12 protein-coding genes and 1 riboswitch are annotated in these 14,991 nt (G+C 61.0%); of the genes, 8 read left to right on the forward strand and 4 right to left on the reverse strand.

The genetic code is table 11. The annotated features are described in order from the left end of the window. Positions 1-124 precede the first annotated feature (124 nt). Complete coding sequence (locus tag NP534_RS00380) at positions 125-1,360, forward strand: cation:proton antiporter (protein WP_274097388.1); 1,236 nt, start codon at positions 125-127, stop codon at positions 1,358-1,360. A gap of 33 nt (positions 1,361-1,393) precedes the next feature. Here the strand turns inward: NP534_RS00380 and NP534_RS00385 are convergent, their stop codons facing one another. Continuing rightward, positions 1,394-1,795 (reverse strand): acyl-CoA thioesterase, encoded by a 402-nt coding sequence (locus NP534_RS00385; protein WP_012312432.1) that lies wholly within the window; start codon positions 1,793-1,795, stop codon positions 1,394-1,396. A gap of 179 nt (positions 1,796-1,974) precedes the next feature. Next, a riboswitch (S-adenosyl-L-homocysteine riboswitch) is annotated at positions 1,975-2,071 on the forward strand. 20 nt (positions 2,072-2,091) lie between these two features. Between NP534_RS00385 and ahcY the strand changes: the two genes are divergently transcribed. The 7 genes from ahcY (at position 2,092) to NP534_RS00420 (ending at position 11,675) form a co-directional block, all read left to right on the forward strand. Further along, positions 2,092-3,501 (forward strand): adenosylhomocysteinase, encoded by a 1,410-nt coding sequence (gene ahcY, locus NP534_RS00390; RefSeq protein ID WP_033701894.1) that lies wholly within the window; start codon positions 2,092-2,094, stop codon positions 3,499-3,501. A gap of 168 nt (positions 3,502-3,669) precedes the next feature. After that, positions 3,670-4,515: a methylenetetrahydrofolate reductase [NAD(P)H] gene (gene metF / locus NP534_RS00395; RefSeq protein WP_186652837.1), complete on the forward strand. Its 846-nt coding sequence runs from the start codon at positions 3,670-3,672 to the stop codon at positions 4,513-4,515. 93 nt (positions 4,516-4,608) lie between these two features. Next, on the forward strand, positions 4,609-5,685 hold the full coding sequence (locus NP534_RS00400; protein ID WP_274097389.1) for a hypothetical protein: 1,077 nt from the start codon (positions 4,609-4,611) through the stop codon (positions 5,683-5,685). 52 nt (positions 5,686-5,737) lie between these two features. Further along, on the forward strand, positions 5,738-6,526 hold the full coding sequence (locus NP534_RS00405) for a substrate-binding periplasmic protein (protein WP_274097390.1): 789 nt from the start codon (positions 5,738-5,740) through the stop codon (positions 6,524-6,526). Between the two features lie 218 nt (positions 6,527-6,744). Further along, entirely contained in the window at positions 6,745-8,637 is a 1,893-nt protein-coding gene (locus NP534_RS00410) for a DEAD/DEAH box helicase (RefSeq protein ID WP_274097391.1), read from the forward strand. Positions 8,638-8,919: 282 nt separating this feature from the next. Further along, positions 8,920-9,972: an IS630 family transposase gene (locus NP534_RS00415; protein WP_274097423.1), complete on the forward strand. Its 1,053-nt coding sequence runs from the start codon at positions 8,920-8,922 to the stop codon at positions 9,970-9,972. Positions 9,973-10,103: 131 nt separating this feature from the next. After that, entirely contained in the window at positions 10,104-11,675 is a 1,572-nt protein-coding gene (locus NP534_RS00420; protein ID WP_274097392.1) for a M60 family metallopeptidase, read from the forward strand. Positions 11,676-11,738: 63 nt separating this feature from the next. Here the strand turns inward: NP534_RS00420 and NP534_RS00425 are convergent, their stop codons facing one another. The 3 genes from NP534_RS00425 to NP534_RS00435 form a co-directional block, all read right to left on the reverse strand. After that, complete coding sequence (locus tag NP534_RS00425; RefSeq protein WP_274097393.1) at positions 11,739-12,314, reverse strand: YceI family protein; 576 nt, start codon at positions 12,312-12,314, stop codon at positions 11,739-11,741. 31 nt (positions 12,315-12,345) lie between these two features. After that, entirely contained in the window at positions 12,346-12,897 is a 552-nt protein-coding gene (locus NP534_RS00430; protein ID WP_274097394.1) for a cytochrome b, read from the reverse strand. A gap of 191 nt (positions 12,898-13,088) precedes the next feature. Beyond that, positions 13,089-14,960 carry a flavin monoamine oxidase family protein gene (locus tag NP534_RS00435; RefSeq protein WP_274097395.1) on the reverse strand — a complete coding sequence of 624 codons (1,872 nt, stop codon included), beginning with the start codon at positions 14,958-14,960 and terminating at the stop codon, positions 13,089-13,091. Positions 14,961-14,991 lie beyond the last annotated feature (31 nt).

A 14,991-nucleotide genomic window follows, 5' to 3' on the forward strand; every position in this document is an offset into this window, starting at 1 on the left:
CCGATCTTGGGAACGATTTGGACTAATTGGGTCAAACCCTGTGTCCCGAACCCCTCGCCAGGTCATCAAAGAACTGCCCGAGCCATTCGGGTACGACTTGGAAGCCACTGTTACAGGATTCGGGATGCTTGAATTAGTTGCCGCGTTTATCTGCCTCACCACCCTCCTCACCTACGTCAACTACCGCTTCATCGGCCTGCCACCCGCCATTGGCGTGATGGTCACCGCGTTATTGTTCTCCCTGATGCTGCAGGGCCTGAGCCTGATCGGCTTCCCTGGCCTGGAAGAACGCGTCGAAGGCCTGATGAACCAGATCGACTTCAACGATTTGCTGATGCACTGGATGCTGGCGTTCCTGCTGTTCGCCGGCGCCTTGCACGTCAACCTCTCGGACCTGCGCAGCTATCGCTGGCCGATCGGCCTGCTGGCCACCATCGGTGTGCTGATCGCAACCGTGGTCATCGGCTACCTGTCGCATTGGGTGTTCGCGATGTTCGGCTGGGAGGTGCCGCTGATCTATTGCCTGCTGTTCGGCGCGCTGATTTCGCCCACCGACCCGATTGCCGTGCTCGGCGCATTGCGTACCGCCAATGCATCCAAGCCACTGAAAACCACCATCGTCGGCGAATCGCTGTTCAACGATGGCACCGCAGTCGTGGTGTTCACTGTGCTGCTGGGCATCATCCAGCTGGGCGAAACCCCCAGCGTCTACGACACGGCGGTGCTGTTCGCCCGCGAGGCCATTGGCGGCGTGGTGTTCGGTGGGCTGATCGGCTACGCCACCTACCGCATGATCAAGAGCATCGAGCAGTACCAGGTCGAGGTCATGCTGACCCTGGCGCTGGTCATCGGTGGCTCGGCGATGTGCTACGAGCTGCACGTCTCGGCGCCGATCGCCATGGTGGTGGCCGGCCTGATCATCGGCAACATGGGGCGCAACCTGGCGATGAACGACATGACCCGTCGCTACATGGACGGTTTCTGGGAGTTGATCGATGACATGCTCAACGCCTTGCTGTTCGCGCTGATCGGCCTGGAGCTTCTGCTGCTGCCGTTCAACTGGATGCACCTGGCGGCCGGTAGCGTGCTGGCGTTGGCGGTACTGCTGTCGCGGCTGTTGACCGTGGCCCCGGCAATCGTGCTGCTGCGGCGCTGGCGCCCGGTCCCCAAAGGCACTGTGCGGGTGCTGACCTGGGGTGGTCTGCGCGGTGGGGTTTCGGTGGCCCTGGCGCTGTCGCTGCCGCTGGGCGAAGAGCGCGACCTGCTGCTGTCGATCACCTACATCGTGGTGCTGTCGTCGATCCTGGTGCAGGGGCTGAGCATTGGCCGCGTGGTGCGCAAGGTCAGCGCCCAACCCTGAAAAACAACGGGGCCGCTTTGCGGCCCCCTGGTTTCACTCCACCGCAGAATCCGGGAACTGGTCCTGCACGTACTTGATCTCGGTCCGCCCATGCGCCGCCGGCTGGCCATCTTCACCGAGGTTGACGAAGACCATCTTGTCGACCGTCAGGATGCTCTTGCGGGTGATCTTGTTACGCACCTCGCACTTGAGGGTGATCGAGGTACGGCCGAACTCGGTTGCGGTAATACCCAGCTCGATGATGTCGCCCTGGCGCGAAGCACTGACGAAGTTGATCTCCGACATGTACTTGGTCACCACACGCTGGTTGCCCAGTTGGACGATGGCGTAGATGGCCGCCTCCTCGTCGATCCAGCGCAACAGGCTGCCACCGAACAGGGTGCCATTGGGGTTGAGGTCTTCGGGTTTTACCCATTTGCGGGTGTGAAAGTTCATCTGTACTCCTGACCTGCTTGGCTAACGTGTACTCATGATGGCAGAGCGGCCGTCACCGCTCCATTGAACATCGACTATCGTCTCGATTAATCGACAGAAAACCTTGGGCGAAGGTCCCGGTCACGGCTATAATCTGTGCCGTTTTACATGGCCACCCGCCGCGGGGCCATGCCCGCCACCTGTCCGAGGGGCGCTGCAGCAGGCTAGGCCTGTCAGGCTCGGATGGGGCGTTGTCCGCTTCTGCGGACGCTCAACGCACAACGGCGCCCATTCGCACACTACGAATGGAGGCTCTCATGAGCGCTGTAAACACGCCTGCTGGTTTTACCGATTTCAAAGTCGCTGACATCTCCCTGGCCGCCTGGGGCCGTCGCGAAACCATCATCGCCGAATCGGAAATGCCTGCACTGATGGGCCTGCGCCGCAAGTATCTCGCCGAGCAACCGCTCAAGGGCGCGAAGATCCTGGGCTGCATCCACATGACCATTCAGACCGCCGTGCTGATCGAAACCCTGGTTGCCCTGGGTGCCGAGGTGCGCTGGTCGTCCTGCAACATCTTCTCCACCCAGGACCAGGCCGCTGCCTCCATCGCCGCCGCCGGTATCCCTGTGTTCGCCTGGAAAGGTGAAACCGAGGAAGAGTACGAGTGGTGCCTGGAGCAGACCATCCTCAAGGATGGCCAGCCATGGGACGCCAACATGATCCTCGACGACGGCGGCGACCTGACCGAGCTGCTGCACAAGAAATACCCGGCCGTGCTGGACCGCGTCCACGGCGTGACCGAAGAAACCACCACCGGCGTGCACCGCCTGCTGGACATGCTGGCCAAGGGCGAGCTGAAAGTCCCGGCGATCAACGTCAACGACTCGGTCACCAAGAGCAAGAACGACAACAAGTACGGCTGCCGTCACAGCTTGAACGACGCCATCAAGCGCGGCACCGACCACCTGCTGTCGGGCAAGCAAGCCCTGGTGATCGGCTACGGTGACGTGGGCAAGGGCTCGGCCCAGTCCCTGCGTCAGGAAGGCATGATCGTCAAGGTCACCGAAGTCGACCCGATCTGCGCCATGCAGGCGTGCATGGACGGCTTCGAGCTGGTCTCGCCGTTCATCGACGGCATCAACGATGGCAGCGAAGCCAGCATCGACAAGGCCCTGCTGGGCAAGATCGACCTGATCGTCACCACCACCGGTAACGTCAACGTCTGCGACGCCAACATGCTCAAGGCCCTGAAAAAGCGCGCCGTAGTGTGCAACATCGGCCACTTCGACAACGAGATCGACACCGCCTTCATGCGCAAGCACTGGGCCTGGGAAGAGGTCAAGCCGCAGGTACACAAGATCCACCGTACCGGCGCTGGCGATTTCGACCCGCAAAACGACGACTACCTGATCCTGCTGGCCGAAGGCCGTCTGGTGAACCTGGGTAACGCCACCGGTCACCCAAGCCGCATCATGGACGGTTCGTTCGCCAACCAGGTGCTGGCCCAGATCTTCCTGTTCGAGCAGAAGTACGCCGACCTGTCGGCCGAGAAGAAAGCCGAGCGCCTGACCGTTGAAGTGCTGCCCAAGAAGCTCGACGAAGAAGTGGCCCTGGAAATGGTCCGCGGCTTCGGCGGCGTCGTCACCAAACTGACCGCGCAGCAAGCCGAGTACATCGGTGTGACTGTCGAAGGCCCGTTCAAGCCGCACGCCTACCGCTACTGATAAGCGGCAAGCTTGAAGCTGCAAGCGGCAAGAAAAGGCGCCCCGTGCCGCTGTCGCTTGTGGTTCATGCACTAACGATCTTGAACGATGCCAAGCCAGATCGGCCATCACCGATCTGGCTTTTACTTGCAGCTTGCCGCTAGCAGCTTGCTGCTTGAGGAAAGAGTGATGTCACAAGAACGCCGCTACAGCTTCGAATTCTTCCCGACCAAGACCGATGCCGGTCACGAAAAGCTGATGGGCGTTGCCCGCCAGCTGGCCACCTACAACCCGGACTTCTTCTCCTGCACCTACGGTGCCGGCGGCTCTACCCGCGACCGCACGCTGAACACCGTGCTGCAGCTGGAAAGCGAAGTGAAGGTACCTGCCGCACCGCACCTGTCGTGCGTTGGCGATAGCAAAGAAGAGCTGCGCAGCCTGCTGGCCGAATATCAGGCAGCGGGCATCAAGCGTATCGTCGCCCTGCGCGGCGACCTGCCCTCGGGCATGGGCATGGCCAGCGGCGAGCTGCGCTACGCCAGCGACCTGGTCGAGTTCATCCGCCAGGAAACCGGTGATCACTTCCACCTGGAAGTGGCCGCCTACCCCGAAATGCACCCGCAGGCGCGCAACTTCGAGATCGACCTTGCCAACTTCGTGCACAAGGTCAAAGCCGGTGCCGACAGCGCCATCACCCAGTACTTCTTCAACGCCGACAGCTATTTCTACTTTGTCGAGCGTGCGCAGAAACTGGGCGTCGAGATCCCGGTGGTGCCCGGCATCATGCCGATCACCAACTACAGCAAGCTGGCACGCTTCTCCGACGCCTGTGGCGCCGAGATCCCGCGCTGGATCCGCAAGCAGCTCGAAGCCTATGCCGACGACACCGCCAGCATCCAGGCATTCGGCGAAGAAGTGATCACCCGCATGTGCGAACAGCTGCTGCAAGGCGGCGCACCGGGCCTGCACTTCTATACGTTGAACCAGGCCGAAGCGAGCCTCGCGATCTGGAACAACCTGAAGCTGCCCCGCTGAAACGTCTTGGCAATATCTGTTTAAGAAATGATTAAGGCTTTGGTCATAGACTAAGGCCTTATTTATTTTCGGGTTAAACAGGTCTTGCCTGACATGCAGCATCCCCAGCCATCGCGCCCTCAGCTCGTCTACCTGGCTTTCGGCCCGGCCACCTACCATCAGGAAGCCTGCTTCAGCATCGTCAGTGCCCTTGCCCACCTGGGCCGGTCGGCAGGCGAGGCCCTGGACATCCAGGTCTACACCGACAACCCAGCGCCGTATGCCAAGCTGCCGGTCACGGTGCATCTGCTCGACGAAGCCACCCGCACAGCGTGGAATGCGCCCCACGGTTATCACTTTCGCAGCAAGCACGTGCTGCTCCGTCAGGTACTCGAGCAGCACCCACTGGCCATACTGATCGATACCGACACCTTCTTCCGGCACTCGCCGATGCGCCTGTTCGAGCGCGTCAAGCCCGGCCAACTGCTGTGCAACGCCATCGGTGGCCGCTACGGCGCCAACCAGAAGTGTCTGTTGTACAAGAACCTGCTGGCTGTTCTCCAGGACCGGGGCCTGGCCGATTGCCAGATGCCGCTGATCAACTCTGGCGTGATCGGGCTCAGCGCCGAAGACGCGCCGACCCTGGACCACTCCATCGCCATGATGGACGAGTTCTACCCGCTGGCCCGCGAGGCCTACACCCTGGAGGAGTTCTGCCTGGCGGTGGCGGCCTACCGCACGCTGAAAGTGGCCGAATGCACCGACGTCATTCACCATTACTGGAGCCGCAAAGCCCAGTTTCGCGCCAAGATCCAGGCCTGGCTACGCAAGCACGGCGATGAGCCGCTTTGCGAGGCGGCGCTGGCCGATGTCGCGCGGGTCAACGATCAACTGCCACGGCCGCCAACCCTGCACCGTTTGGGTTACAAGGCACTGAGCCTGACCCTGCCCCGCCACGAGCGGCAGTTTGCCCGCGAATTGCTCTACGGCAGCTACCCCTACCCCAATGAATTCGACCGCGCCTGTGCATCGGCCTGGTGGGACAAAGCCCTGGAAAACTTCAATACGCGCCACGGCCGCATCGAGCCCGAGCAGTTGCGCCAGTGCCTGCGCCACCCGGGCTTGCGCCTGTCGCTGGGGGCGCGGCGCAAGGATATCGAAGCGCACCTGCTGTGCTCGAAGCAGGCCTGAACAGCCTGCTCTTCACTGGCCTTGAGCAGGCCGAGCGCGTAATCTGCGGGCCATGCCCGCCATCACCCGCCTGTTCTGGATCCTGCTGCTCGCCTGCCTGAGCCCGTTGGCCCAGGCCGAACGCCTGCGCCTGGTGTCCGACGACTGGGCGCCGTATGTCTACCAGCAGAACGGCCAGCCCCGAGGCATCGATTACGAGGTCACCACCCAGGTCTTCAAGCGCCTGGGCGTGGAGGTGGAATGGCAGTTTCTACCCTGGAAGCGCTGCCTGGCGATGATCGAGCAAGGGCTGGCGGACGGTATTGTCGATATCTTTCAGATCGACGCGCGCAGGCCTTTTCTGATCTACCCGTCGGAGCCCATGTCGGATGTCGAGTTTGTGCTGTTCCAGGCCCGCAGCCGTCGGCACACAGTGACCAGCCTGAATGACCTCGCCGGCCTCAGCGTAGGCACATCGCCCGGCTATACCTACGGCGCGGCCTTCAACGGCTCGTCCCGTTTCCGACGTGAAGCAGCCCCCACCCATGAAGCCAACCTCGGCAAGTTGGTGCTTGGCCGCATCGATCTACTGATTACCGACCGCAGGGTTGGCCGCTACCTGATGCGTCAACTGGGCCTGGAACAGCAGGTCGAGGAACTGCCACTGCTGATCAGCCGACAGACGCAGTACCTCGGGCTGACCCGTAAACCTGGGCGAGAATCGTTGGCCCAGGCGTTCGCCGAAGAATTGCAGCGCTTCAAGCAAGAACCCGCCTATGCCGCCATCAACAACCGCTACACAGGCGACATCGGAAACATTCTCAACGCCGTTGAGCAGCAGGAAAGCAGCACGCCGCGATAGCTCTGTTATACTCGGGCCTTCCCGCCAGGCTTACGCCCGGACGCTCGGCCTAGCAACAGGCATCCCGATCGGCATCGACGCCCTACCGCGTCAGCCCTCCGCTTCCTGGATGTGCAGTGAAAGCCAAGCTGGACCGGACGCGATCGCATCTCACCGATGCCCGTCGCGCCAGGCAGAACATCCCAACGGGCCCAGCCCACACGAGAACAGGATCGCCCATGTCCTTTGCTTCCCTCGGTCTCTCCGAGGCTCTTGTCCGCGCTATCGAGGCTGCGGGCTACACCCAGCCGACTCCGGTGCAACAGCGGGCTGTTCCCGCCGTGTTGCAAGGCCGCGATCTGATGGTCGCCGCACAGACAGGTACTGGTAAAACCGGCGGCTTTGCCTTGCCGATCCTCGAGCGCCTGTTCCCCGGTGGCCACCCCGACAAGTCGCAGCGCCATGGCCCACGCCAGCCCCGCGTACTGGTCTTGACCCCGACCCGCGAACTGGCGGCCCAGGTGCATGACAGCTTCAAGGTCTATGCCCGTGACCTGCCACTGGTCAGCGCCTGCATCTTCGGCGGTGTCGGCATGAACCCGCAGATCCAGGCCATCGCCAAGGGTGTCGACGTCCTGGTGGCGTGCCCTGGTCGCCTGCTCGACCTGGCCGGTCAAGGCAAGGTTGACCTGTCCCATGTAGAAATTCTGGTCCTCGATGAAGCCGACCGCATGCTCGACATGGGCTTCATCCACGACGTCAAGAAGGTCCTTGCGCGCCTGCCGGCCAAGCGCCAGAACCTGCTGTTCTCGGCCACCTTCTCCAAAGACATCACCGACCTGGCCGACAAGCTCCTGCACAACCCGGAGCGCATCGAGGTCACGCCGCCCAACACCACGGTCGAACGCATCGAGCAGCGCATCTACCGCCTGCCCGCCAGCCACAAGCGTGCACTGCTGGCACACCTGATCACCCAGGGTGCCTGGGAACAGGTACTGGTGTTCACCCGTACCAAGCACGGCGCCAACCGCCTGGCCGAGTACCTGGAAAAGCACGGCCTGACCGCCGCCGCCATCCACGGCAACAAGAGCCAGAACGCCCGCACCAAAGCCCTGGCCGACTTCAAGGCCAATGCCGTACGGGTTCTGGTTGCCACCGACATCGCCGCCCGCGGCCTGGACATCGATCAGTTGCCCCACGTGGTCAACTTCGAGCTGCCCAATGTCGAAGAAGATTACGTGCACCGTATCGGCCGTACGGGCCGTGCAGGCCGTTCGGGTGAGGCTATTTCCCTGGTCTCGCCAGACGAAGAGAAGCTGCTCAAGAGCATCGAGCGGGTCACCAAGCAGAAGATTGCCGATGGCGACCTGATGGGCTTTGATGCAAGCCAGGTGGAAGCCGAGAAGCCTGAAGTACGCGAACGCCCGCAGAACACCGGCCGTGGTGGTCGCAACCAGCCACGCGGCGAAGGCGGTAAAGATGCCAACGGTGGCCGCAAGGACAAAGGCAAGGAAAAAGGCAAGGCCAAGCAGCCCGCTGCCGACAAGCCTGCCGAGAAGGAAAGGTCCGGCGACAAGCCGCAGCAGCGCAAGCCGCGTGACAACAAGCCACGCCAGCAGCAAGCCAGCCAGAACAGCACGCCCAAAGCGCCATCTGACCGTGCACCGGATGAGTTCCTGGATGACGAAGTCGACAACTTCGGTAACCGAGCCGACTACGTCAGCCCGTACCAAGGCAAGAACCAGGGGCGTAACCGTCGTCCTGGTGGGGGCGGTGGTACTGGTGCAGGCCAGAGCCAAGGTACTGCCCCGCGCAGCAACGGTGGCGCTGGCGCTGGCCAGGCTCGCAATGGCGGCCAGCCACGCAGCGCCAGCGGCGAGAAGCGCCCACCGCGCAACAACAATGGTGGCGGTGCACGCCGTGATGGCGGTGGTAGCGGCCGTGGTCGCCCGGTGCGCGATGATGCTGCCCGTCAGGAACCTGCAGTGCGCAGCTCGCGTGAGCCGCAGAACCAGCCGGTGATCATCCGCAAGGAATCCAAGCTCGACCGTTACCCGACGCCTGAGCAACTGGACGACTTGCCAAGCCGCCCTCGCGGTGAGCGCCCGGCGCTTTTGACGCGTAATCGCTAACCACTGGTGAGTCAGCAATAAAATGCCGCCCAATGGGCGGCATTTTTATTTGCAGTTTCGCCCTGCAGTGCACGCGGACTGGGAGATTACGAGCAAAAGATGCCTAGGCTCTGTACGAAACGTTTTGTGGGGGCGGCGGTGCGGCGATCCGACAACGATGGATGACCCTACTTTTCGTAAAAAACCTAGTGTGGTGTTTCACAAATACCGCTGAAAATCTGAGCTAGGCTCTGTAGAAGCCAACTCTCCAAGGGCATCGACATGGGCTGACCAGCAACCGTCATTACCCTTTCCGAAACTGAAAAGTCGGAACTGCTACGCCGGATCAAACTTCGCAAAGGCGCTCAGGATGCCCGCCTGCGCGCAGAGATAATTCTCGGCTGTGCCGCAGGCGAATCAGGCAATGACATCGCTCAGCGCTTAGGCACGAGCAAGGATGTGGTTTCGCGGTGGCGTCAGCGCTTCTCTAAGTTGGGGCTGCTGGGGCTGAACGATGAACCGCGCTCTGGCCGGCCTCGCACTATTTCCGATGAGCAAGTTCAGCAAGTGGTAAACCAAGTGCTGCAAGGTAAGCCCGACGACTCCAGTCATTGGAGCACGCGACGGATGAGTCGTGAGACGGGCCTGTCTCCTGCAAGCGTGATGCGCATCTGGCACGCGTTTGGGATCAAGCCGCACTTGGAAAAGACCTTCAAGCTTTCCACTGATCCGTTGTTTGTCGACAAGGTTCACGACATCGTTGGGCTCTACTTGAACCCACCCGAACGAGCTTTGGTGCTTTGCGTTGATGAGAAGAGCCAGATCCAAGCGCTGAACCGCACGCAGCCGGGCCTACCGCTTTCCCCAGGTAACTCAGCAACCCGCACACATGACTACAAACGACACGGAACGACCTCGTTGTTCGCAGCCCTGGATGTGGCAACCGGTGAGGTGATTGGCCGACTCAAACGACAACATCGCAGTACCGAGTTTCTCGCCTTCCTAAGGGAGATCGATGTGTCAGTGCCTGCCGATATGCCGATCCATCTGATCATGGACAATTACGCGACTCACAAGACCGACAAAGTCAGGGCGTGGCTTGCGGCGCGACCGCGCTACAACATCCACTTCACGCCGACCTCGGCATCTTGGCTGAATCTGGTTGAGCGGTTTTTCTCAACGCTGAGCGAGAAGTGGATCAAGCGGCAGGCACATATCAGCGTTAAAGATCTGGAGGCGTCGATCGAGTACTACCTGGAAACCTACAACCAGAACCCGAAGCCATTTCGGTGGCACAAGAAGGCCGAGGACATCCTTGCCTCAGTCGCTCGCGCGGCGCGAGCGCTGGGCAAATGATTTTCAGTGGTATTTCTGAAACACCACACTAGTTCTGAACTCTCTCGCACGTTTACGCCCTAGCATTTCTGCCAGTTGTGACCCGTGTGGGCTGACGCCATCATAAAAACTCTTATATGAGGTGATGCCCCATGAAAGCTCAGGATGAACGTCTACCCGTTGATTCACTTACGGGCACCTGTCACGCGCTGAACTGTTGCGACACGGTCGCCCTGCAATCACCCTCTCTTGCACTCGATGTTGGCCCGACAATCGAGACGTTCTCACTGAGGTTCCGGCAAGGTACGAACATAGACGTCCGGGGCAGCACCTCCGCGCGCGGTGGGCTGGTGCATGCACTGACAACGGAAGGCTGGAAAGCCATCGCCGACGTGCAGAGCGATGGCACATTCTCGAATCCAAATCTGCCTGAAAGCTACCTCACCGCCCACAACACTTTGACCATCCGCGTAGAACACAATGGTACTTCTCATCCTGTAACCGCCACCAACCACTTTGTCCACTCACGTTCACTTTCGATATACCCCACGGCCACTAAACCGCAAGACCAACAGTTCTATCAGTGGCGCCTGCAATGGGCAGATTATCAACCCACCGGCTATTGGATTCCTGCCCAGACCCGGGTGCCAATCTGGCTTGAGGGCGATGATCAACAGGTGACGGCCTACATTGGCACACAAGGCCTCGCCGAGATGAATGATCGCAGCCGACAAACTGAAAACATGCGGGCTATCTCGCTGAAGCGCGGCGAGAACCTGCTGCCCTTGGACCCAGGCGGCGCGCTGCATATCAGTAATAATGGCCGTTCCGCATGTCGCGTTATCATTGGCCCTGAAGCAACACCTCTGGCTTTCTTCCGATTGCACCATACGGACCCCGCTGACTGGTATCAAATGCTCGAAAGAAGCCAGCGCTTACCCGTTCAACTCGTAGGAGACAGGGTGGCAATTACTTGTCATACCGACACCTACAGGCGCCACGCCCATGCTGATGTGGGGGAGATCGTCAGGTCTCATGAAGAGGTCTTGAGCATTGAAGCTCAAGCCGCAGGGCTGGATGGTTCCGCACCTCTTCATACCCGCAGCACTATGTGGATACATGCAGTAGAAGCGGCCTCCTCCCTTCCCCCACATGCAACTACAGGTTATATCGGCCTGCCCCACGCTTCGGCCCCTGGCAACCCGTACATGGAAGCGTTGGTAGGCGGCGTTGCACATAACCGCTGGGTCACGCTTCATGAGTACGGCCACCACTTTCAGAATCGTACTAACACGGTTTCGCCTCAGTTTGACGAAAACACGGTCAACATCTACTCACTGGCAGTCCATCGGCTTCATCGAAATGAATACACTGATGTATTTCCGACAAGATGGCCCGCGCTTCAAGCGTGGCTGGCCAGGCCCCGCCCGCAGAAAAATTATATGGAATCACCCGACACGCAAGCGATCTTCGAACAGTTACGGCTTGAGTTTGGTCCTAACTTCCTGATCAACTGGGACCGCTACGCAAGAGAACACCCTTCAGCCAATAACGACCTGACCAACTTTGCCACTTCGCTCTCCCGAGTGGCGGGGCGAAACCTGGCACACTTCTTCGCGGACTGGGGGGTTATTCGTGAAAATGACGCGGTCTGGCAGGCATTGCATGCGTTGAGTCTTCCCCACGCACCTGACAGTTTGACCCGCCGGGTGCCTTATACATAAACACGCGGCCAACGAAAACGCCGCCCAGTGGGCGGCGTTCGGCTGGTATCACATGAAGCGAATTTACTCCTGCTTCACGCCTTCGACGCTGATATCCAGGTCCAAGGTCTGCGAAGTCGCGCCTGGCCCTTTGATACCGAAGTCATTCAGGTTCAGCGTCGTGGTGGCGTTGAAGCCAGCACGCTCGCCGCCCCATGGGTCCTTGCCTTCACCGTTGAACGTGGCCTTGAAGGTGACCGGCTTGGTCACGCCATGCAGGGTCAGGTCACCGGTCACGTCAGCCGTTTTGTCACCGGTCGATTTGACGGCAGTGGAAACGAACTTGGCGTCTGGATATTTCTTCACATCCAGGAAGTCTTTGCTGGCGATGTGCTTGTCACGCTCAGCGTGGTTGGACCACAGGCTGGCAGTCTTCAGGTCGACGCTGATCTTGCTCGCCTCAGGCTTGGCGCTGTCCCAGCTGAAGTTGCCGTCGAAGTCCTTGAAGGTACCGTGGATGAAGCTGTAGCCCAGGTGGCTGATCTTCCAGTCGACGAACGCGTGCTGGCCTTCCTTGTCGATCTTGTACTCGGCGGCCATGGCGCCAGCGGAGAACAGCGCAGTACCGAGCGCCAGAGCGGCAAAAGTCTTTTTCAACATCCTTTCTATTCCTTGCAATTGAGGTTGAGGGTCAAGCTTTGCGGCCCAGCATACGGGTCAGGGTCGCGTCACGGTCAATGAAGTGGTGTTTCAATGCTGCCAGGCCATGAAGCACGGCAAAAACCACCAGGCCCCAGGCCAGCCAAAGATGAATCACGCCAGCCAGGTCCGCCTGATCGGGCAGGTCACTGACCAGTGCCGGTACTTCGAACAGCCCGAATACCGGAATACCGACGCCGTCGGCGGTGGATATCAGGTAACCGGCGATCATCACCGCGAACAGCCCCACATACAGTGCCAGATGGCCCAGCTTGGCGGCCACGCGGGTGAGTGCCCCGTGGTTGGCCGGCGCCGGCGGTGGCGGGCTGATGAAACGCCAGACGACACGCAGCAGCATCACCGCGAGCAGCATCAGACCGATGCTTTTGTGCAGGTCTGGGCCAGATTTGCGCCAAGGGTCGTAGTAGTCCAGACCGACCATCCACAGCCCCAGGCCGAACAGGCCAAAGACTGCCAGCGCTACACCCCAGTGCAGGATGATGCTGACCACGCCGTAGCGAGAAGGTGAATTGCGCAGTTGCATGTTGGCGTGTTTCCCCGTGAAAGCTGTGCACAGACTAACGCGTAACGTATCGAATAAAAGCGGAAAAAATTGCTTCGGATTATCGAGAAATCCGATATTTATTGTGAAAGCTTCCCATTAAGGAAACATTAACGATAGTTGGATTAGCGCGGGGCGCCAGTGCCGGCCCTTAAGCCGGCACTGGGAGGAGGTCAGCCTGCCTTGGCCTGGGTATCGGCCACTGGCTTCTTGGCCGGCGCCGATTTTGCCGTGGCCTTTTTAGCCTCGACAGGCTTGTGCGCCTGTTTTGCCGCCGGCTTGTGTGCTGGCGCATGCTTGGCAGGGGTTGCCTTGGTTGCGGCGGGCTTGGCGGCAGCAGGCTTGGCCGCCTCTTGCTTGGCCTCAACTGCCGGTGCAACGGGGGTTGGCGCAGCAGGCGCCGGTGCCACTTCGTCGGCCTTGGCAAGCGGCTCGGCTTTCACCTCGGGCTTGTCAGCCCCGCCAAACAGGCGCGAGAAGAACCCTGGCTTGTCCTGCTTGGCCTCATCTTTCAGCGGCTCGGCCTTGGCGGGGGCTTTTTCAGCCTTGTCGGTCTTGCCGGACCCGCCACCGAACATGTTCGAGAAGAACCCGCCCTTGTCCTTGGCCGCAGCAGCACCTGCTGCGGCTGCGGCCGCAACCGGCACAGCCTTGGCGGGGTCGAATGACTTGCCGGCCAACAAGTCCTGTGCCTGGCTGGCCGCACGTTGGCCGCTGCGCAGAGCGCCTTCCAGGGTGCCAGGGTAGAGGGCGTCGGTATGCTCGCCGGCAAAGGTGATGCGCTGCACCGGGCGCTCCCACAGGCGCCAGTACTTGCTGATCTGCCCCGGGCCATAGGCCAGGTAGGCGCCGCCCATACCGGCGTCGGTGCTGTAGCGCTTGACCTCGTAGCCGGTGAACGAGCCACGGGCCTGTGGATAAAACGCGTGCAGGCGGATCAACACCTGGTCGACCATCTGCTTGTCACCGAACGCCTGCAGCAGGCGGGCGTTGTCGCCGGACAGGTTGATCACCACGTTGGCGCCGCCTTTGAGTGCCGGTTCGATCCACAGCATGCCCAGGCCGGCGTTGCTGAAGATTTCGCCAGACATGCGCGCCCGGCTTTCCCACACCGGCTTCTTGAACTTGAGCATCAGCTGGTCGCGCCAGCCATAGTTGGTGCCCTTGATCGCCGCCAGGTGCTGGTTGTCCAGGCCCGGGGTCATCTGGATCTTGGCCAGGGCGCGCAGGGGCACAGCCATGACCAGGTAATCGGCCTGGTAGCCCACGCTGCCCACCTTGACCGTGACGCCGTCCTTGTCCTGGACGATGGCGGTGACGGGCGAGCTGGTCTTGATGGTCTTCAGCTGTTTGACGAAAGCCTGAGCCAGTACCGGGCTGCCACCGGGCAGGCGCGCGGCGCGCAGGTCACGGTCACTGACACCCCGATACACGCGATTCTGCTGGGCGAAGTACAGCAGCGACAGGCGGGACGGCTCATCGTAGCGGCTACGGATCTGCTGGTTGACCAACTGACGCGCGGTGGCCGGCAGTTGCAGCTTGTCGAGCCAGGTGGAAACGTTGATCTGGTCGAGGGCGAACAGTGTGCTGGTCGCCTGGGGGTTCAGCGGGTCGTCGATCGACCGGGCCAGGTCATCGAGGGTTTTCTCATAGCGCTTGAGCGCCTCGGCGGTGGCGGGCTGCTTGGTGGCCAGGTCGGTGGCACTGAAGTATTCACCGTCGATCAGGTAACCCGGCGTGCGCACGAACTCCGGCGCAGGCAGTGTTTCAAGCTTGAAACGGTCGAGGTACTGGTTGAGCACCGGCTGCGCCTTGGCATTGCCGATCCACTCGCTGGTCGCCAGGCCCGAGCGGCCGCCCATGCCCGACTTGGCCTCCAGCAGCGTCACCTGCCAGCCCTTGCTCTGTAGCTCGTAGGCTGCAGTAAGGCCCGCCAGGCCGCCACCCACGACGATGGCCGTGGGCGTTTTGTCCTTCGCCAGCGCGGCGCCGCTGGACACACCGATCAATACCAACGCGCACAGGCGCACCCAAGCAGCAGCCATGTTGGCGAACTCCGAGTCAGACGTTTCAGAA

Origin of the sequence: Pseudomonas sp. 39004 (assembly GCF_028682155.1) — a bacterium.
Taxonomy (GTDB): Bacteria; Pseudomonadota; Gammaproteobacteria; order Pseudomonadales; family Pseudomonadaceae; genus Aquipseudomonas; species Aquipseudomonas capeferrum.